Origin of the sequence: uncultured Cohaesibacter sp., assembly GCF_963556055.3 — a bacterium.
GTDB lineage: Bacteria > Pseudomonadota > Alphaproteobacteria > Rhizobiales > Cohaesibacteraceae > Cohaesibacter.
In genome coordinates this window covers 315605-335420 of the sequence record NZ_CAUVYE020000031.1, presented here as the reverse complement: position 1 = coordinate 335420, position 19816 = coordinate 315605, and the positions used below count along the sequence as shown (strand labels likewise).

Sequence of the window (19816 nt, the reverse complement as noted above, 5' to 3'; positions counted from 1 at the left end):
GTGGGCCCCTGATTTGGTGGTCTTGGCTCCAGTTTGCGAAATTCTGTATGCTTTTTCCGACGATTGACTTTGCCCTCTTTTTTGTCGTTGTTTTTGTGTCTTCCTGGGCCTTGCGACATCAGGCCTCCCTGAGGAAGCAACTGTTATTGCTGGCCAGTTATTTTTTCTATGGTTATTGGGATTGGTCTTTCTGCCTTCTGCTGCTGTTCAATGCGGTCGTGAGCTATATCGGTGGACTTTTGCTTGAACGGTCCGAGAGCGAGAGCCAACGACGCTGGACCCTCGGCATCGTGGTGGCCATAGATTTGCTTTTGCTGGGATATTTCAAATATACCGGCTTTTTCTTTGAAAGCTTGCAGGAGCTGTTCTACAGCCTGGGACTTGAGCGTGAGCTTCCTATTCTGGAAATCATTCTTCCTGTCGGGATTTCCTTTTTCACTTTCCAGAGCATCTCCTACATTGTCGATGTCAAAAACCGGCAGATTCAGGCCTGCCGTTCCTTTGTGGATCTGGCGCTCTACATTTCCTTTTTCCCTCAATTGGTTGCCGGGCCTATCGTGCGGGCGGCCCATTTCATTCCGCAGCTTGACAGGCGCCCGGTGCTGACACGCCGGATGATGGCCAAGGGTCTGTTTCTGATCCTGATCGGCCTGTTCAAGAAAATGGTGTTGGCAAACTATCTGGCAACGCTTTATGTCGACGAGATTTTCCTCGCGCCGGAATTTGCATCCAGTCTGGAGCTGGTTCTGGCCATTTATGGCTATGCCGGTCAGATCTATTGCGATTTCTCAGGCTACAGCGATATCGCGATAGGTGTTGCAGCCTTGCTCGGTTACCATTTCAAACGCAATTTCAATCAGCCCTATCGGGCGGTCTCTCTGCGGGAATTCTGGCAGCGTTGGCATATCTCTCTCTCGCAGTGGCTGAGGGATTATCTTTACATTCCCTTGGGCGGCAGCCGACATGGCACGATCCTGACTTATCGCAATCTCTTCATCACCATGTTTCTTGGCGGGATATGGCACGGTGCGGCGATGACCTTTGTGATCTGGGGCGTGATCCATGGCCTTGCTCTTATCCTTGAGAGGGTTTCCGGATTTGGTCGCTGGACCGGGAATGGCAGGCTCAACAGGCTTGTCGGTATTCTGGTTACCTTTCATGTGGTGTGCCTGGCCTGGATCTTCTTCCGCTCGCCATCTCTGTCACTGGCGCTTGATTATCTGGCGGCAATCGGAAAGGGGACGAGCGAGATAACGCTTCTGACGCCCTTTGTTGCCGGCCTGATCCTTCTTTGTGCTGTTGGTCAGTTTGTCCCGAGCCGCAGCTATGAGCGGTGTCAGGTTGCCCTGTCGCGGACGGGCCTTGCGGGCATGACCTTCTTTTTCACGCTCGGGCTTCTCTTCATCCAGTGGGTGTCTCCGTCGGGAACCGCTCCCTTCATCTATTTCCAGTTCTAGGTGTCCTTATGATTGGAACAGGCAAAAAGACAGATCAAACGATGCAGCATGTCAGGGCAAGCCTTGTCATCTTTCTGTTTGCTGCGGTGGTGCTCGCTGCTTTTGAGTCCGGTGGATTGCTTAGCTGGTCCTATGATCTGCCGATCAATGCGGGCACCGAACAACTGGTTAGCGTGATTGAGAAATGGAGCTTCTGGATGGACGAATTGGGAATTACCCAAGGTAGCGAGAGAATCGACGAAATCATGCAGGATGTTAAGGAAAAAACGTTCTAATTTTCCGTCCGGTCTTTTGCTTGTCCCAATTTGATGTAACAGTCCCATGGAGATATTTGCAGCCTCTTGGGGACTGATCAATCTGGTTCATCGTTGGATATTTGAAAATGATTTCTCTCTACAAGCGCCTTTTGTTTTCCTGTCTGTTAAGCCTTTTTGCAACTGTTGCAGTGGCCGCAACGCCCGGCTCTTCCGAAAGCGGCCCCAAAGATGAGCTAAAGAGCGAACAAAAGGGCGATCTCAAGATCAAGCCTGAAAAGGAACCGGTTCAGACTTCCATTGCGATTTTGGGCGATTCACTTGCCGATGGTCTTTACATCGGCATGGTGCAGCTTTCCCGCATCAACAAGAATCTCAGTGTCAAAAAATATTCTCGCGTCAATACAGGCATCACCCGTTATGATCGCTATGACTGGACTTCGGCAGCAGAAGAAATTTCGAAAGAGGACAAGTCGGATGTTTATCTGCTGATGTTCGGTGCCAATGACTTGCAGTCCATCCGGGAGGAATCAAAGCGCTATCACTTTCCTTCGGAAGAATGGGGCAAACGTTATGTGGCGCGGATCGATGACATAACCAAGGCGCTCAAAAAGACAGAGCGAAAAATCTATTGGGTGGGATTGCCGATTGTCGGCAAGAAGGCTTATGCCGAAGGCTACAAGCATTTGAACAGTCTGTTCGCAACGCGTGCCGCAGCAAATGGCGTGACCTTCATTGACAGCTGGGATTGGTTTGCATCTGAAGAGGGCGATTTCCAAGCCAGCGGCGAAGGAGCCGATGGCAAGAAAAAGCTGCTACGTGCCAAGGATATGGTGCATTTTACCGGGGCGGGCTATGTCGATCTGGCGACTTACGTGGCGCGAGAAATCAAGCTGATTCAATAAGCTTGATGTCCTTGCCTGGCGTGTTGTCATTCTGGCTTCGGGCTGGCTTCGGGCGGCTCTCTGTTTTTTGCAGGAGAGCTGCCGCGGTGATGGCCGTATCGGGGCACGTGTCACAAACCATAGTAGCTGCGATACCAGTCGACAAATTTCTTCACCCCATCAACAACGCTTGTACTGGCTGAGAAGCCCGTCAATTGCTTGAGAAGGGTCGTGTCGGCCCACGTCGCCACCACGTCGCCGGGTTGCATTGGTAGAAGATTGAGTTTTGCGGTCTTGCCTGTTGCCAGTTCGACGGCCTTGATGAAGTCGATGAGGTCTACCGGCTGTGAGTTCCCGATATTGACAATTCTAAAGGGTGCTACAGATGATAGGCTGTCATACTTGCTCTCTTTTGCAGATCCGGTTTGTAGCGGAATGACATCCATCAGCAATCGGATCGCCTTGTTCAGGTCATCAATGAAGGTGAAGTCCCGTTTCATGTTGCCATTGTTGTAGACATCAATCGGATCACCGGAGAGCGTTGCCTTGGTGAATTTGAACATGGCCATGTCCGGGCGCCCCCAAGGGCCGTAGACCGTGAAAAAGCGGAACATCGTGATGGGCAGGCCATAAAGGTGGGAGTAGCTGTGGGCGATGCTCTCGGTTGCCTTTTTTGTTGCCGCGTAAAAGGACATTTGCTGATCGGCCTTGTCGGTTTCCGCATATGGCATTTTTTCGTTGGCCCCGAAAATCGAGGAGGTCGAGGCCAGAAGCATATGTTTGGGCGGACAATGGCGTGCCGCTTCGAGCAATTCGAACGTTCCGTTGATATTGCTTTGAAGATAGGGGCGGGGATTGTCTATCGAGCCTCGTACGCCGGGTTGGGCGGCAAGATGGACGACATAGTCGGGCTTTTCTTCGTCAAATAGCGTATTGAGAATGTTCGGCGCTTCGATTTTTTCGTGTACCGAGCGATAGCCCTCATGTTCCAGCAACAATGCTTCGCGCGCATTTTTCAAAGACAAATCGTAATAGTCGCTGAGACTATCAATGCCAATGACACGCCATCCTTCCTGCAATAGTTGATTTGCGATATGGAAGCCTATGAAACCTGCGGAACCGGTGACCAGAGCTGTGGGCATTTGCTTTCCCTTCAAAATACCGGCAAGGCGAAAGACTTGCGGTGTCACATATGGGTACAATCCGAATGTGGGGGCAATTCGAAGGGACCACTTTTGGGGCGCTATTTCTTATCCGCAAGACATATAAGAGCTGGCGAGGGTGAAGTCGAGCCACCTGTTCGGTTCGGCTGTACGAATTTCATCCATGTTTATCGTCTTGTCTGTCCGGGACACACATAAGGATACAGATCCGTTTGACCCGGAACCTAGCGCGATTTTTGTAGAAGTCGAGGTAACAACGCCTTTGAAGCAGGTCAATCCCTTTTACATTTCAAGTGGTTTGCAATTGTTGAAAAATGGGGCTTTCAAGCCTTCACCAAGTCAAGGGGGAAGGGGCCTTGGGGCCCCTTCATCGGGCTTGCCAACGGGTTTTGAAATGGGAGCCCCCGCAGGGACTGGTATTGGCGCGTTGCTTTCAGAAGCAGACAGCTGTCCTGTTCTGTGGAGCGAGAGCATCGGATAAAGCATCCCTTTTGCCGTCCATGACGTCAGCCAGAATGTGGGCGGTGGTCGGGCCTTGGGTCAAACCCTGATGACCGTGGCCGAAGTGGAACCAGAGCCCCTTGTGCTTTGTCGCTGCTCCGACAAGTGGCAGCATGTCGGGCATGCAGGGGCGGTTTCCGAACCAGCGGTTGCCCTCGAATTCCTCTCCGACCTGCATAATCTCTCTTGCCGCTTTGAGGCCATGGAGCAATTGCTTGGGATTTTCCGGTGCCTGGCGATTGACCAGCTCGGCACCGGTCGCAATCCGCAATCCCTTTTGCATCGGAGAATAGACGACACCGTTGGCAAAGTCGTGAATTGGCCGGTTTGGCAGCTCATCCATTGCGAAATGGCTGTGATAGCCGCGTTTATAGACCATCATGATGCGATAGCCGAAGGGAGCAAGAATGTCCGGAGCCCACGGCCCCAGCGCGATGACAACGTCACTTGCCGTTTCCAAACCGTCGTCGCCTGCTGCCTGCCAGCCAGAACCGGTTTGCCTGAGCGTTGTTGCGTTTCCCTTGACAAAGCGGCCTCCACGCTTTTTGAACAGATCCGCATAGGCGGCGGTCAGGGCACCCGGATCGGATGTGCTCCAACTGTCGGTCCAGAAGGCAGCGCCAGCGAGATTGGCCTTGAGCGCGGGTTCCAGCAGAGCAAGCTCCTTTGCATCGATCATTCTGGCCGGGACATCGTAATTGGTGGTCAGGCGGGCAACTTCCGACTGTTTTTCATCAAAGGCCTTGTTTGTTCTGCAAAGCGTGAGAAAGCCATTGCGGCGAACCAGATGGTCTGCGTCGGCCGCTTTTATGAGGGGCTGATGATCATCGGTTACCCGTATGGCAAGCTGCTCGTAAATCTTCGAAATTGCGCGGTGATTGCTTTCCCCTGAATTGCGATAATAGGTGAACAGGGCCGGGAGTTGTTGGGGCAAATCGCCCATGCGATAGCTGATGTCGTTGGTCCGACCTATGCCATAGAGAAACAGGGTCACCAGATCATGGGGAATGTTGTACGGTTCAACGGCTTCGCGCTGGATAATGCCAGCATTGCCGTAAGTGGTTTCAAGGCCCGGTTCGCGGCGGTCCATCAGAGTGACTGTGGCACCGCGTTCCTGTAACGCGAGCGCTGTGCTGACGCCAACCATTCCGGCGCCAAGAACGAGAATTTCGGACATGTCTAAACTCTTTCTTCTCGAAGCGTCAGGCTTCTGCGATCACGGTTATTTCCACTTTTGCGTCAATCATCAATTGGCAGCCAATCGTGGTGCGCACGGGCAATGGATCCGAGAAATACTGCGCATAAACGGCATTGAAGGCGGAAAAATCGGCCGGGTCTGTCAGGTAGCATGTGCATGAGAGAACGTGCGACAAGTCGAGGCCTTCGCTGGCAAGTGTGGACTTGATTGTTTCGAGGCAATTTCTCGTTTGGGCTTCGATTCCATGAGGGACTTTTCCGTCGGAACCGACACCCACTTCACCGGAAAGATAGACGGTGGAGCCGGAGCGGCGCACTTTTGAAAATGGAAGGTTGGTCATTGCTTTTCCTAGTTTTTTTGCAGTCTCATTTTGCATTTTGGAGATTGTTGGAGGGAGGGAGGGTGTTGTTGTGCGAGAGACTGAGGAGATTTCTGGAGGGGGGGGTGAATTGGATGTGTTCTCGGGTTTTTCCTGCGCCAATGACCTCTGAAATGATGGCCATTGGCAGGGGCCTGTCCTGTTTTGCTACAAGATATGGTCTGGGGCACCAGCGCTACCCTGATCAACGAAGGCCTGAAACTGGAGTTCGGGGACGAAGGATCCTCCCGTTGTCCAGGCCACATGGATGACGTTTTCAAGGGCAGCACGGGCCAGGTGACGTTGGCAAAAGGCCTGTCCTTGTGCGGTATCGATCAGGAAATGCGGGCCGCCAAAGCCGATCACTGCTGAGGGTTCGAGCTTCAGATCGGCTTGTTGATAGGCGAGGGTGAGCCAGTTGAGGAGTGTGTCATCATCGACCGTGTAGACGCCGGCAAGGCGTTGTTTCATATGGTTCGCAACCAGTTTGGACATGGTTGCAACGGCCATTCCGTCGGCTTCGGTCTTGTTGCTCAACCCCAGATCATAGACCGAAGTCGGCAGTTCTGTGCCATGAAGCATTTGCAACAATGCCGAGGGTGACTGGGTCGGCTCAGCAAAGAAACAATGAACATCGGGGCCAAAAACGCCGCGCGCACCATAAGAGATGCCTCCTGGAGCTCCGCCTATGCCGCAGGGCAGATAAAGAAAGAGGGGTTGTTTCGGGCCGATCTCGACGCCGATCTGCTTTAGTTGAGTTTGCAGCTCCATGGCGGCGGCGCTGTAGCCACGGAACAAAAGCTCCGAGGCTTCATCATCGACGAAATAGACCATTGGGTCTTTGGCTGCGGCATCGCGGGCAGCTGCCACGGCAAGATTGTAATCTCCCCGGTGTTTTCTGACCTTGACGCCGAAACGACGCAGGCGGTCAATTTTCCAGGCTTTCGCATCCGACGACATGTGAACCACAGCATTGTAGCCAAGGGTTCGTGCCGCAATGCCGACGCTGAGCCCCAGATTTCCGGTTGAACCGACAGCGATGGTTCGTTCGGCGAAAAAGTCGTGGGCTTCCCTGCTTGCGAGTTTGGTCACATCTTCCGAGAGCCCCAGAAAGCCTTCTGAACGAGCCTGATTGATCGCGGTCATCATGACCTCGAAAATGCCGCCTCGTGCCTTGACTGATCCCGCAACGGGCAGGGCGTGGTCTTCCTTGACAAACAGACGCCCGTGGAATTTGGGTGTGTATCCCAGGGCCTGTTGCAGGGGGGCGACTTCCGTGAGGTTCGAGGAAATCGTGCCATGGGTCGCGCTGAGTTCTGGAAACAGCTTTTCTAGAAGTGGAGCCAACATATGCCAGTCGCTGATTGCTGTCTTGAGGCCGGTTGCGGCCTCTTCGTCTCTGGTGGGCAAATAGGCAGGATTGCACCAGAGGGAAGGTGCGGCCTTTTTGACCGTTTCAAGCGTTTCAGCATCCAGTTTGGATAGGTCGGGTCTTATGGTCATGCAACCAGTGCCTTTCTGAGCATGTTCCCGGTCAGAATGATGATTGTGATGGCGAAAACGATGCGCAATTGTTTGGGGGACAGAGCATGGGCCATGCGGACGCCCAGGGGCACCGTCAACATGGTGGTCATGACGATCAGGACCACAGCGGGAAGGTTGACATAGCCGATGGTGAAGGGGGGCTTGTCGGTCAGATGCCAGCCCTTGCTCAGGAACGTGATGAAGCCGGGAATGGAAATCATCAGGCCGAAGCCGGGTGATGTGCCCACGGCCTTGTGAGGTGGTACATTATAGGCGGTCAATAGCGGGACCGTGAAGGATCCGCCGCCAATCCCCATCAGGGCCGAGAAAAAGCCGATGATGAAAGGGTAGATCTTGCCAAGAATGGGGCCCGGCAGTTCGTCGGAAATCCGCCAGTCCTTCTTGCCAAGCAGCATGTAGAGGCCGAGCATCATGCCGATGCAGCCAAAGACCAACTGCAATTGGCTTGAACGCATGGATGCGGCTGCAAACACGCCGATGATCGACCCTACTGCAATGATCGGGCCCCAGCGCTTGATCAGGTCGACACTGACCGCGCCCCTTTTGTGATGGGCCAAGACAGATCGGATCGAGGTGAAGATGATGGTGCCTGTTGAGGTGGCCACGCAGATCTGCATCAATTGTTCAGAATGGAAGCCAAGGGACGAAAAGGCATAGAAAAAGGCAGGCACAAGAATGATGCCACCGCCAACGCCCAAAAGGCCCGAAATGATTCCGGCGATAGCGCCAGCGCCTGCAATGACGGCGAAAAGACTGAGCGTTGCTGTCACGATATATCTCCTGCAATTGGATTCTTTCCCTTTCTGGAGAAATCCCAGAAAAGTCCGCCGTTCGCAAGATGTGCCTGTCGCGAAAGGACCTTAGGGATATGTTCGTGATGATTATGCTGTGCGCAGCTGGTGCAATCGTGTGTTGCCGGACCAGGCGGCATGGTTTGATGGGGGCCGTATGCCGTTTCACTCAAGCGCTTTTTTACCCGAGAGTCTTCCCGATGCCGGATCTGGCGCAATCGCCCGGGCACAAGCAAGTCTGGTCTTTGCAGTCGGATTTCCTCCTGACCAGGACCCGATGGTGTCAGGCGGACGTAATCTGCCATATTTCGGTTTTTGACTCGCAATTGTCTTGTTGTCTTTCATTGGCTGGTTTGTTTGAGCCGCCTTCCTCGCGAGAGGACAGGGTGTCCCATCTCCTGGAGACGGTCTTCTTGTGCCACTGTTCGAGCCAATGCAGGATTTGTGCCTGCGCAAAGGCGAGATGTATTGATGGATTTTGCGGCGCGCTTCACTTCTGGATCTTCGGGCGATAGTTGGTACCCGGTTGCTTTCTTCTGGCGGACCTCGGAGATGGCATTCGATGGTGTGTCCGGTATCTTCATCCGCTTTTGAAATGAGGAAATAATGTTAGTATTTCAATGTATTGAATTGCCTTTCTGCCATCGAGAGATGGTTCTTCCATGAAGGGATGCCAAGGCCATTTGGTTGGCGATCAGGGTGGCTTGTCTCAGCTCGAGTGATCTCAAATTTCATCGAGACATCTGCCATTGTGCATTTTCAGGGTGGAGGCAGGGCGATCATTGGAGGCGGTTTATGCCTCCAAATCGGACACTATGTGATGATGGATTGAGCGCTTTTCTCAATCAGGTCTCATCGGGGATTGACCTATTGATTGTTTGTCTGGTGCCGATCCAGACTCCCGCTTCTTTCCTGCCGTCAAAATTGCCCAGGATTGGGTCACTCTGGTTTTTTGTTGCCAAAATTAATGCCACGCTCCCCGAACCGCTTTTGTAAGAGTGCGGATTTGACACGGTTGCCTTGGCAAGTCATGCATTGGTCAATTGTTGATAATATGTCATAATTTAGCAAAATTCTGTTATTTTGCCGGGCTTGTCTAACTATTTGCTGGCAATAGGGCAAGGGGCATGCTTTTTGCTACAGAGATGTATAATACCAAGGTCGCTGTATCCGGCTTCTCACACAAGAGACCTGTTCGCGTCCTTTCTGCAAACGATGACAAAATGGCCGGAATGCTGCGCCAAAGTGCGCTCCAGAAAACAGACAATCACAATCACCAACCACGTTAGCCATCACCAAACAGAGGTAGTCACAATGAAAATCAAATTTCTCCTTGCCACGGTCGCTTCGCTTGCGGTCATGACATCGGTTTCTCACGCTGAAAAGTGGGACATGGCTCTTGCTTATTCTGCGACCAACTTCCATTCCGAAATGGCTGCCGAATTTGCCAAGGAAGTGGCTGAGAAAACCGGCGGTGCTCTTGAAATTACGACCCATCCATCGGGATCTCTGTTCGGCGGTGCCGAGATTTTCGGCGCTGTGCGCAAAGGGCTGGTTCCAATGGGTGAACGCCTGATTTCGGCTCTCGGCAATGAAGATCCGATTTATGAAATCGATGCGATTCCCTTTCTTGCAACCTCCTATGCCGATGCCAAGAAGCTCTATGAAGCTTCCAAGCCTGCACTGAAGGAAACACTCGCAGGGGCGCGCGTGGAACTGCTTTATTCCTGCCCGTGGCCGCCTCAGGGTTTCTATTCCAGCAAGGAAGCCAAGGTGCCTGCTGATGTGAAAGGCTTGAAATTCCGCGCCTATAACGCCACCACATCGAAAATCGCCGAAGCGTTCGGCATGGTGCCGACCAAGATTGAAGCTGCCGAGCTGAGCCAGGCATTTGCAACCGGTGTGGCGGAATCGATGATTTCGTCCGGCGCGACAGGCTATGACCGCAAGCTCTGGGAGCATGTCAAATATTATTATGATGTGAAAGCCTGGTTGCCGCGCAACATGGTCATTGTCAATGCCAAGGCCTGGAGCCGTCTTGATGACAAGGTCAAAGCAGTGGTGACCGAAGCGGCTGCCAATGCCGAAGCCAAATGTTGGGCCAAATCGGAAGAACTCGATACCTGGTATGTCGAACAGTTCAAGGAAAAGGGCATGTCTGTGGCTCCAGCAAGTCCGGAGATGAAAAAGGCATTTGAAGAAGCTGGAGAGGCTTTGAAAGCTGAGTGGCTGGAACGTGCAGGCGAAAAAGGTGCTGCGGTTCTCAAGGCCTACAGCGAAATGTAATCAAAGCCGTCGGGGCAGGGTCTTTCCTGCTCCGACCCTTTTCAAAACGGTTTGTACCGTCTCATTCAGGGACGTTTTCATGGCTTATGTCAGTCGGTTCTTGGACCGCCTCTATTTACTTGGTGCCTGGATTGCCGGGGCGCTTCTCATTCTTCTTTGCCTTTTGGTGCTTTACAGCATTGTGGCCAGGCTGGTTGGCTGGTTTGCCGGTGGTGCTTCGGATGTTGCCGGCTATGTGATGGCGACCAGCAGCTTCATGGCGCTGGCTTATACATTCCGCTCGCAAGGGCATATTCGGGTGATGATCCTGTCGCAGCGTTTTTCGGGCATGAAACGGCGCCTGATGGAAATCTGGGCGCATGTGGCGATTGCTGCGGTTTCCAGCTTTCTGGCCTTTTACATGGTTCGGCTGATGCTCGATTCTCTGGAATTTGGTGAGCGGAGTGAGGGGGCTGATGCCATTCTCCTTTGGATCCCGCAAACGCCGGTAGCGATCGGGTCCATTCTGTTTGCGCTTTCCACGATCCATGTCCTTTTGATCGTCATGTTCAATTACAGCTCAATCGATCCTGAACAGACTGAGGGCGGGGGGCCGCAAGAAGTATGAATGAAGTGCTGTCCATCGCGATTTTTCTGTTCGCGCTTTTCTTTTTGCTCGGCACGAGTGTCTGGGTGGGGGCGTCGTTGCTGCTCACCGCGATGTTGGGCATGTATCTGTTTACCTCCGCGCCGATTGGCGATGCGCTCGCCCTGACGGTTTGGGGCAGTCAATCCTCCTGGACCCTCACGGCATTGCCGCTTTTTGTCTGGATGGGTGAAATCCTCTATCGCACCAATCTGTCCGAGACCCTGTTCCGCGGCATCGCACCTTTCATGCGTCGGTTGCCGGGAAGCCTGTTGCATGTCAATGTCGGTGCCTCTGCGGTTTTCGCCGCGATTTCCGGCTCTTCGGCAGCAACGGTTGCGACGGTCGGTAAAATGGCCATTCCGGAATTGCGCAAACGCGGCTATCCGGAAAAGCAGATTGTCGGCTCGCTCGCTGGCGCCGGAACACTCGGTTTGTTGATACCGCCGTCCATTTCGATGATCATTTACGGTGTCACGGTCAATGAGAGCATCGCACAGCTCTTCATGGCGGCGATGATACCGGGTGTTTCGCTCGCTTTGTTGTTCATGGGCTATATTATTTTCTGGGGGATGCGCAATCCATCTGCCTTTGAGCCCGAACCATCCATCAGCCTTGGTGAGAAGCTAAAGGCCTTCCTGGGCCTGTTGCCGGTTGTCGCACTGATCCTTGCCGTCATTGGCTCGATCTACGGGGGCATTGCCACTGCGACGGAAGCCGCTGCCCTCGGGGTGCTGGGCTCTTTCGTTCTGGCAGCTTTTCAGAGAACACTGACTTTTGAGAGCTTTGTCGAGTCGGTGATTGGTGCCGTGCGCACCAACACGATGATCATGTTCATCCTGATGGGATCGGGCTTCCTCTCGCTTGCAATGGGTTTCACCGGTATTCCCAAGGCGTTGGCCGAGGGCATTTCACTGTGGGATCCTTCGCCCATGGTTCTTATCCTGACGCTCACATTCTTCTACATCATTCTTGGTTGTTTCCTCGATGGCATTTCGTCCATTGTTCTGACGATGGCTGTGATCGAGCCCATGGTCCGGGCGGCCGGTTTTGATATGCTGTGGTTCGGGGTCTATCTGATGATCGTTGTCGAGATGGCGCAGATCACGCCTCCGATCGGCTTCAACCTGTTTGTCCTTCAGGGCATGACCGGGCACGATATTGGCTTTATCGCCAAGTCGGCGATCCCCAGTTTCCTCGTGATGTGCCTGTTTATCGGCGTTCTGGTCGCCTTTCCGGACTTGGCCCTTTGGTTGCCAGGTGTTCTGAAATAGGAGGACATGCATGGAGAAGAAAATTCTGGTCGCGATTGATGTCGAACATCGAGAGAATGCGACCAAGGCGCTCAGGGAAGCGGCGCAATTGGCCTCGTGCATTCATGCCGAGATCCATGTCTGCTATGTGCTTTCCTACGGCTTTTACGACTATGTCAAACCGTTTCTGTCCGAGGACGTGCTCAAGGACAGCATCGCGCAAGTCAAGAAAGATCTCATTGACATCATCCAGCAGGCCGAGCTCTCCGATGATGTTGTGGTTCGCCATGTGCTCAAAGGCGGGGTCTATCAGCAGATCCTGCTGCTCGCCGAGAAGCTCAAGCCACACTATATCGTTTTGAACAGCAGCCGTCCCGACGCCATGGGAGGCGTTACAGGGCCTGTGACGGCGCAGATTGCCCATCTTGCCCCTTGCAGTCTCTTGATCGTTCGCTAGGGTTTCGCCGGGTTTTCCAATGTCTTGATCTCGCCAACATCCGTGGCGGGATCTTTTTTGTGCATGGCTTGGTCCCTGATACGCAAAATGAGAGGCGGCGGCAGAAAACTGGCTTATGGTGGATAAGCAACGTGAAAACAAAGGGGTAGCCTATGACAGGGGATGCATTTGAACGTCTGACAACCGGTTTGGAGATTCCCCTGTGGCCTTCCGTACCTCCCGGGACGCCGAGGGATATGGGACAACGAGTGGTGCAGAACAGCTCGGACGTGGTGTTTTTTCACCATATGTCCGTTTCGCACATCTCACGCCCGAGCCTCATGGTGATTCGTCCGGAAAAGCCCAACGGCATGGCGATGATCATTGCCCCGGGCGGTGGCTATTCGCGGATCACCCTTGAGGTGGAAGGGCGCGACATTGCGGACTGGTTCGGGCAGTTCGGCGTTACCTGTTTTCTTCTCACCTATCGCTTGCCTTCCGAGGGTCATGAAAATGGCAAGGATGTTCCGATGATGGATGCCCAGAGGGCGGTTCGGCTGGTGCGTGCCAATGCGAGCCGTTGGGGGCTTGATGCAGATCGGATCGGGCTTGTTGGCGCTTCGGCAGCGGGACACATGGCGTCTTCGATCATTTCCGAAGGGGAGCAGTTGCTCAATGCTCCGGTCGATGAGGTTGATGGCCTCTCGGCGAGGCCTGATTTTGCGATTCTGCTCTATCCGGTTGTTACGTTGGAAGACCCCTTTGCTCACGTTGATTCCCGGACCTGCCTGCTTGGCAAGGGCGCAGGGGAAGAACTCGTCAGGCAATATTCATCCCAGCAGCGCATCACGAAGAATGCACCGGAGGTTTTTCTGGTGCTGGCTGATGATGATCCGGCGGTGCCTGCGGACAATTCCATTCTGCTTTATCAGGCGCTGCGTCGGGCAGGAGTGAAAGCCGAAATGCATATTTTCCGCGATGGCGGGCATGGATTTGGTATAAGGGCGACAAATGGCCTTCCCGTGAGTGGGTGGCCTGCTCTTTGCAGGGCATGGCTTAAACGCATCGGCATGCTTGAGGAATAAGGCTTGAGGCGGCTCAGGGCAGAGGCAAGATAACAAAAAGCCGGGTCGATTGGCCCGGCTTGTCTTTTTGTGAAAGGAGCTGCGTGTCTACTGCTCTTTGCTGCGGTCAAAGACCACTTTTCCGCCCAGGATGGTCATGTCGCAGCGGGTGTCCTTGAGGATGTCCTCAGGGCTTGCTTCGAGCAGGTTGCGCGAGAAAATGGCGATGTCGGCCAGATAACCCGGCATCAGCTTGCCTCGGATATGCTCCTGTTTCTGCGAATAGGCTCCGAATTCGGTATAGGCCTGAAGCGCTTCCTCGATTGAGACTTTTTCCGCCGGATCAAGTTCGGTTCCCGCACCGGTTTTGCGCGTGAGCATGGCATAGAGGTTCGACCATGGGGCCGGAGTACAGACCGGAGCGTCACTGCCCGCAGGTGGCTTGAGGCCCATATTGGTCCAGGTCTTTTGCGGATAGCTGCGATAAACCCTCTGGCCGCCAATCATGGCCGCATAGGCATCGCCGAAATCATAAAGGAAAACCTGTTGCGGGGAAGGGATGATGCCCGCCTTTTGCATGCGTTCATTCTGTCCCGGTGCCAGAAAGCCACTATGCTCGACGCGGTGGCGGCGGTCTGGATCGGGCAAGGCTGCCAGTGCCTTTTCATAGGCGGTGATCAACTGGTCGATGGCGGCATCGCCGATGGCGTGGGCAACGATCTGATAGCCTTTCTTGTGATAGTCCATGACGATGGCTTCAAGCTCATCGGTTTCGATCATCTGGATGCCGTGATTGGTCTCGTCGCCAAGATAGGGATCAAACATCCAGGCGGTGCCACCGCCAACCGATCCATCCAGAAACAGCTTGATGGCACCGACCATCAGCATGTCGTCGCCGGTGCCGGGGACCAATCCGACCTCTTCGCAGGCAGGAACGACATTTTCATGCTCCGGGGTTGCCCGCAAGGCAAGCCAGGTTCTGACCGGCAAGCGCCCAGTCCGTTTGGCCTCGTGGTAGGCTGCCATTTCCATGAAACCGGCCTGATGGCCAACGGCAGCGTCCATGACGGCTGTGATGCCTTCGCTCAAGAGGTAATTGCCGCCTCGTTCGATCGCGTTGACGACGGCCTCCTTTGACAAGGGCGGAACGGCGGCCCAGACAGGCGCTGCGGCATTTTCCGCCAGAAAGCCGGTCAGTTTGCCGTCTTTCTTTTCGATATGTCCACCATCCGGGTCCGGGGTGCTCGCATCGATATTGCCGTGCTTTAATGCCAGCGAGTTGGCTACCTGAACATGGCCGCAGGCACGGATCAGCATGACCGGATTGTTCGGAGCGATGGCATCCAGCTCTTCGCATGTGGGATGGCGTTTCACGTCGAGCTTGGTCTGATCATAGCCGCGGGCAAAGACCCAGTCTCCCGGTGCGCTTTGATCAACCCGGTCTTTTACCGCGCTCAAGAGGCTCTCAAGGGTAGGGGCCTTTTCAGGAATGATGTCGACCCAATCCATGATGACGCCGAGATAGATGAGGTGCAGATGCGCGTCGGTCAATCCCGGGGTCGCCAGTTTGCCGTCAAGATCGATGATCTCAGTCTTGTCGCCGCAATAGGGTTTGAGCTGATTAAATGTGCCGGTTGCCAGAACGCGTCCCTGCCAAAGGGCGATAGCTTCTGCTGTGCCTTCCTCAAGGCCGCGCCAGATCGTGCCGTTGTGAAGAATGATGTCGGCTTCCGGGCCGAATGATGTTGCTGTTATTGTCATTTTTCTCTCTTCAGCTTCTATCTCTTTTGCGACTTACCGTAGTAATTCTCGATATGCCGTTGGATGATTTCAAGGATGATTGAAAGGATCCAGTAGACGATGGATGCGGTGATCAGCATCTCGAGGGTCTTGTAGTCGGATCGTCCCGTGGTGCGTGCAATGAACATGATATCCCACACCCCGACCACGCTGACAAGGGAGCTGTCCTTGAGCATGGCGATGAACTGGTTGCCGGTCGGTGGGATGATGACACGCAAGGCCTGAGGCAGGATCACCTTTCTGAAGGTGCGCATGCGTGTGAGGCCCAGTGCGTCGGCGGCTTCCCACTGTCCGGGGTGAATGGATTCGATGCCTGAGCGGAAAATCTCGGTCATATAGGCCCCATAGACCAGTGAAAGAGCCGTGATGGCCGCGGGCAAGGGCTGGACGATATAGCCGATTTGGGGCAGGCCCATATAGATCAAAAAGAGCTGGACCAGAAGCGGTACCCCCCTGAAATAGGAGGTATAGAAGCCGCCCACCCCTTCGAGAATGCCAATGCCCGACATTTTGGCAATTGCGCCTGACAAGGCGAAGACGAAGGCAAGAATGATCGAGATTGCCGACACATAAAGCGTGGTGACTGCTCCTCGCCAAAGCAGGAAGGGCAGCTTGCGCATGATATAGTCGTAGCTGAGGTCAAACGAGTTGAACAAAAAGAGCGCAAGCAGCGCCAGACCTCCCCAGGTGATGTAGGATTGGGCTTTTCTTTCCGCTCCCAAAAGGACATAGGCGGCAAGGGTGGCGATCAGCAAGGCGATCACTGTCGCCCAGACATTGACCCAATAACCTGTCCCCAGATTTGGGCCCAGCGCGTTTTGCAAGGAAAGGGCAAAGGACCCGTCCTGTGGGGCGAAGGCGAATACGAATATGGCGACGGGCAAAGCCAGAATCCCGGCAAACATGCCCCGCTCACGCCCATGTCGGAACGTGCCCTTTGACAATTTCATCATGACAATGGCCTATTTGACGGTCGCCAGATCGATGTGATGCCATTTGAGAGAAAGCTTGGAGAGCGTACCATCCTCTTTCATCTCCTTTATGGATTTTGCAACCAGGGCATCGAGTTCGGGGTCGCCCTTGTCGGTTGCAATGGCGAGCGGTTCGTAGAAGACCGGTTCGCCCAGCAGTTTGATCGGAAGGCCGTTGCGAATGGCTTCGTTGATGATGGACAGGGAATAGACCAGGCCATCCATGCGGACGCCATCGCCAAGCGCCAGATCAGGCACCGGGTTGATATCGGTAAAGGGAACGATTTCGGCAGGTGTGATCTTGTAGGTGTAAGGCGGCATGCCTTCCACATCCACCTTCAGATCATGCTTGAGATAGGCTTCATAGGTGGACGCGACGACTGCGGCAACGCGTTTCCCGTCGAGCTCTTCGACCTTGGTGTATTTGGCGGTTTTGTGAACGGCAACGGCTGCGGGGTCAAAATAATAGACAGCCGGGAAGTTCAGCACTTCCGCGCGCTTTTTGGTCGGGGTCATGGAGCCGATGACCACATCCCAGCGTCCGGCCCAGTGGCCAGCGGTCATGATATCCCAACTCGGTGTCACAAACTCTGCCTTAACGCCCATGCGGCTTGCCAGCTCCTTGGCCACAGACACATCAAAGCCATCCAACTCGTTATTGTCATTCATGAAAGAGTTGGGGCGGTAATCGGAGTTGGTGCCGATTGTCAGAACGCCTTTGGGCTTTGATCTTGTCGAGAGCCGCGCCTGCTTCAGCAACAATGGACGCCGACAGTGCAAAGCCACCGGCCAGTGCAGCCATCAAAAGTGTTTTCTTGATCTTATCCATTTTCATTTTTGAACCTCGCTCTGCTTGCGAAAATGCCTGTTTTCCGGGCGTGTTTTTATCAATTCAACCAAGTACAGAGAAATTAGGTCACTTGCTGCCGGGGTGCGTCAAATGAATATTGATTACAAAACTGATCGTTTTTGACCAATCAAATTTTGTTATAACTCATTGATTTTTATAATACGTATGGCGAATTTTTCAGCAGTGGTCTGGTACCTTTTTGTGCAGGTCTGTTTGAATGCTTTGAGTTGTTGCAAACAATTCTTCGTCGGCTCAGTGGGTTATGCTGTATTTTTAGTCATGCCAAATATTTGAGCATTTCAAGGGCGAGATTTCCGTAAAATTGGATCCCAGTCTCTCAACGAAAAGTATTACGGTTTGATCCTGCTACAAAATGCCGCATCGTGAAAAGTGAATATGTGCATATTTCGCGGCTGCTGATGCACCATCCGATTGTCTTGGGGTGGGCGGTGAGGTGATTGCTATATTTGTCCTATGGCCCTTTTGTCGGCTCGATGGGACAATGCTGCCTGATGGTTGATGGCATCTCAGGAGGCATCGGGATGGGGAAGGATGGCAAGGCACTCGCCCCGCTAAGGGCTTTATCGATTCTGTTTTTGGGTATCTCGTTTGTTGCCGTGCCCTTTTGGTCACGCGCTGAGGAATGCGGGGCAGCAAGAGATTTTCTGACAATGAAGCTTTCAGGGTCGGGAGATCCCATTGAGCGCGCTCTTGAAATGTCTTATTCGGGGCTTGATGCGGATTTTGCAAAAGGTGTGATCAGTCTGCCGTCTGGAGCAAGCCTGGCCTTTTTGCCTGCGCGGGTGGGTGTGAGTGGCAAAGCGCTCATGGATGGTGCAACCATCGGGGATCAATTCACCTATCTCTATCCGCTTGCTTTTTCTCTTGAGGAGCGCAAGCAGTCCTTCTTTGATCCGGGACGAGTGAGAAATGAAGCTTTTTTCCGCGAGCTTTATTTCGGTAGCAGGTCTGAAGCGCGCAAGAGTCTGGCCAAGGTCATCTATCGCGGACAGAGCCAATCCGCCTCTTTTCTTGTTACCCGCAAATACTGCATGCATATTCAGCTGAAAGCGGCACTTGAGGAAATTGCCAGCCATGGCAAAAGCATGGACCGGTTTTTTACCAAGGTGGGAGGCAGCTTCAACTGGCGTCTGATTTCCGGCACCAATCGGCTCAGCAGCCACAGTTTCGGAACCGCTATTGATGTGAATACCCAGCTCGGCAAATACTGGAAGTGGACCGGAGCCAAGGAAGGAAAGGTCGGTCGCTATGCCAATGAGATCCCGCAAGCGCTGGTGATGGCAATGGAGCGTCGTGGTTTCATCTGGGGCGGAAAATGGAACAATTTTCGATGGCATGCATTTCGAGTATAGGCCTGAACTCATACTCTATTCGCGTCTCGTCAATTGAACCTCACCTAAAGGGCCGGGGATCTGAAACCCTGCCCGCCTTGCTTTTTGTCTTTCCTGACTATATCGATTGGCTCAAGCCTATGTTGCATGCTTTGCAACTCGGGCCGCCGTCTTTTCAGGCCTTTTACGGCTTGCCCTGCGTGATGGATGCAGATCCCGTCTGATTGCCCTTTCGCGCCGGTCCATATTCAAATTGAGTTATAAATGATTATTCAACCGATTATCAAAGGTCAGGTCGCCAAGTCCTGCCATCCCTTTGGATGTGACAAGGCTGTGGCGGATCAGATCGACTTTGTCCAGCATGCAAAAGAGATTTCCAACGGCCCCCAAAAGGTCCTGATTCTGGGTGCCTCCTCGGGCTTCGGTCTTGCGTCACGGATCTGTCTCGGATTCGGTGGGCCAAAGGCGGATACCATCGGAGTGGCCCTTCGAGCGGGGGCCTTCGGAAAAGGGCGTTGGCACGGCGGGTTGGTATAATATGCGCAGCTACAAAGAGCGGGCTGAGAGCGAAGGGCTGATTGCCAAAAATTTTATCGGGGATGCCTTTTCTCTTCAGATGCGGCGGTCTCTTGCTGATTATATCAGGGATGGAATTTGGTGGGGCCGTTGATCTGGTTGTCTATTCGCTGGCAACAGGCGTCAGGCCAGACAGCGAGACTGGCTCGATGATCAGATCTGTGATCAAGCCGGTTGGCGAGTCTTTTTGCGGCTACAGTGTCAATCTTGAGACGGATGGTCTTGAGGCCGCTTGTATTGAGCCTGCAACCGATCAGGAAATTGCCGATACCGTTGCTGTCATGGGAGGCGGTGACTGGCAGGACTGGATCCTGTTTCTCAAGGGGGAGGGGCTTTTGGCCAAGGGCTGTCAGACCGTGGCCTATTCCTATCTTGGTCCGGACTTGACGCGTCCGATTTATACGGACGGAACGCTTGGGCGCGCCCAAACAGGATTTGCACCGGACTGCTGA

The 19816-nt window shown here is 53.6% G+C and carries 20 protein-coding genes; 12 read left to right on the top strand and 8 right to left on the bottom strand.

Translation table 11 applies throughout. The annotated features are described in order from the left end of the window. Window positions 1–146: 146 nt before the first annotated feature. The 3 genes from ACHZB8_RS20995 to ACHZB8_RS20985 all read left to right on the top strand — a co-directional run bounded on the left by ACHZB8_RS20995 (window position 147) and on the right by ACHZB8_RS20985 (window position 2616). Window positions 147–1457 carry an MBOAT family protein gene (locus tag ACHZB8_RS20995; RefSeq protein ID WP_316863172.1) on the top strand — a complete coding sequence of 437 codons (1311 nt, stop codon included), beginning with the start codon at window positions 147–149 and terminating at the stop codon, window positions 1455–1457. Window positions 1458–1465: 8 nt separating this feature from the next. Continuing rightward, window positions 1466–1732, top strand: coding sequence for a hypothetical protein (locus tag ACHZB8_RS20990; protein WP_316863171.1), 267 nt, complete (start codon window positions 1466–1468; stop codon window positions 1730–1732). Between the two features lie 107 nt (window positions 1733–1839). Then, window positions 1840–2616: a GDSL-type esterase/lipase family protein gene (locus ACHZB8_RS20985; protein ID WP_316863169.1), complete on the top strand. Its 777-nt coding sequence runs from the start codon at window positions 1840–1842 to the stop codon at window positions 2614–2616. A 110-nt stretch (window positions 2617–2726) separates the two neighbouring features. On the opposite strand, the gene ACHZB8_RS20980 is transcribed toward ACHZB8_RS20985, so the two are convergent. The 5 genes from ACHZB8_RS20980 to ACHZB8_RS20960 all read right to left on the bottom strand — a co-directional run bounded on the left by ACHZB8_RS20980 (window position 2727) and on the right by ACHZB8_RS20960 (window position 8130). After that, window positions 2727–3737 (bottom strand): NAD-dependent epimerase/dehydratase family protein, encoded by a 1011-nt coding sequence (locus tag ACHZB8_RS20980; protein ID WP_316863168.1) that lies wholly within the window; start codon window positions 3735–3737, stop codon window positions 2727–2729. A gap of 454 nt (window positions 3738–4191) precedes the next feature. After that, entirely contained in the window at window positions 4192–5436 is a 1245-nt protein-coding gene (locus tag ACHZB8_RS20975; protein WP_316863167.1) for an FAD-binding oxidoreductase, read from the bottom strand. A 25-nt stretch (window positions 5437–5461) separates the two neighbouring features. Next, window positions 5462–5797, bottom strand: a complete 336-nt coding sequence (locus ACHZB8_RS20970) for a RidA family protein (RefSeq protein WP_316863166.1) — start codon at window positions 5795–5797, stop codon at window positions 5462–5464. Window positions 5798–5983: 186 nt separating this feature from the next. After that, window positions 5984–7318 (bottom strand): D-serine ammonia-lyase, encoded by a 1335-nt coding sequence (locus ACHZB8_RS20965; RefSeq protein ID WP_316863165.1) that lies wholly within the window; start codon window positions 7316–7318, stop codon window positions 5984–5986. Next, a complete protein-coding gene (locus ACHZB8_RS20960) occupies window positions 7315–8130 on the bottom strand; it encodes a sulfite exporter TauE/SafE family protein (RefSeq protein WP_316863164.1) in 816 nt (271 codons plus the stop codon). The genes ACHZB8_RS20965 and ACHZB8_RS20960 overlap by 4 nt, the downstream gene beginning before the upstream one ends. Before the next feature lie 1335 nt (window positions 8131–9465). Here ACHZB8_RS20960 and ACHZB8_RS20955 point away from each other — a divergent pair. The 5 genes from ACHZB8_RS20955 to ACHZB8_RS20935 all read left to right on the top strand — a co-directional run bounded on the left by ACHZB8_RS20955 (window position 9466) and on the right by ACHZB8_RS20935 (window position 13836). After that, a complete protein-coding gene (locus tag ACHZB8_RS20955; protein ID WP_316863163.1) occupies window positions 9466–10437 on the top strand; it encodes a TRAP transporter substrate-binding protein in 972 nt (323 codons plus the stop codon). Window positions 10438–10516: 79 nt separating this feature from the next. Beyond that, a complete protein-coding gene (locus ACHZB8_RS20950; RefSeq protein WP_316863162.1) occupies window positions 10517–11044 on the top strand; it encodes a TRAP transporter small permease in 528 nt (175 codons plus the stop codon). After that, window positions 11041–12336, top strand: a complete 1296-nt coding sequence (locus ACHZB8_RS20945; RefSeq protein ID WP_316863161.1) for a TRAP transporter large permease subunit — start codon at window positions 11041–11043, stop codon at window positions 12334–12336. The genes ACHZB8_RS20950 and ACHZB8_RS20945 overlap by 4 nt, the downstream gene beginning before the upstream one ends. Window positions 12337–12346: 10 nt before the next feature. Further along, window positions 12347–12772: a universal stress protein gene (locus ACHZB8_RS20940; RefSeq protein ID WP_316863160.1), complete on the top strand. Its 426-nt coding sequence runs from the start codon at window positions 12347–12349 to the stop codon at window positions 12770–12772. Window positions 12773–12924: 152 nt separating this feature from the next. Further along, window positions 12925–13836 (top strand): alpha/beta hydrolase, encoded by a 912-nt coding sequence (locus ACHZB8_RS20935; RefSeq protein ID WP_316863158.1) that lies wholly within the window; start codon window positions 12925–12927, stop codon window positions 13834–13836. 87 nt (window positions 13837–13923) lie between these two features. On the opposite strand, the gene ACHZB8_RS20930 is transcribed toward ACHZB8_RS20935, so the two are convergent. From ACHZB8_RS20930 to ACHZB8_RS20920, 3 genes are read right to left on the bottom strand one after another with little or no spacing between them, the layout of a single operon-like run. Next, window positions 13924–15576: an amidohydrolase gene (locus ACHZB8_RS20930; protein WP_316863157.1), complete on the bottom strand. Its 1653-nt coding sequence runs from the start codon at window positions 15574–15576 to the stop codon at window positions 13924–13926. 17 nt (window positions 15577–15593) lie between these two features. Further along, on the bottom strand, window positions 15594–16568 hold the full coding sequence (locus ACHZB8_RS20925) for an amino acid ABC transporter permease (protein ID WP_316863155.1): 975 nt from the start codon (window positions 16566–16568) through the stop codon (window positions 15594–15596). A 9-nt stretch (window positions 16569–16577) separates the two neighbouring features. Beyond that, window positions 16578–17345 (bottom strand): transporter substrate-binding domain-containing protein, encoded by a 768-nt coding sequence (locus ACHZB8_RS20920; RefSeq protein ID WP_316863153.1) that lies wholly within the window; start codon window positions 17343–17345, stop codon window positions 16578–16580. 549 nt (window positions 17346–17894) lie between these two features. On the opposite strand from ACHZB8_RS20920, the gene ACHZB8_RS20915 reads away from it, so the two are divergent. From ACHZB8_RS20915 to ACHZB8_RS20900, 4 genes are all read left to right on the top strand, one after another. After that, window positions 17895–18809 carry a M15 family metallopeptidase gene (locus ACHZB8_RS20915; RefSeq protein ID WP_316863152.1) on the top strand — a complete coding sequence of 305 codons (915 nt, stop codon included), beginning with the start codon at window positions 17895–17897 and terminating at the stop codon, window positions 18807–18809. A 243-nt stretch (window positions 18810–19052) separates the two neighbouring features. Next, window positions 19053–19325 (top strand): hypothetical protein, encoded by a 273-nt coding sequence (locus ACHZB8_RS20910; protein ID WP_316863150.1) that lies wholly within the window; start codon window positions 19053–19055, stop codon window positions 19323–19325. Window position 19326: 1 nt separating this feature from the next. Further along, window positions 19327–19458, top strand: a complete 132-nt coding sequence (locus tag ACHZB8_RS20905; protein ID WP_394706234.1) for a hypothetical protein — start codon at window positions 19327–19329, stop codon at window positions 19456–19458. Continuing rightward, window positions 19418–19816, top strand: a complete 399-nt coding sequence (locus tag ACHZB8_RS20900; RefSeq protein ID WP_316863149.1) for a hypothetical protein — start codon at window positions 19418–19420, stop codon at window positions 19814–19816. The genes ACHZB8_RS20905 and ACHZB8_RS20900 overlap by 41 nt, the downstream gene beginning before the upstream one ends.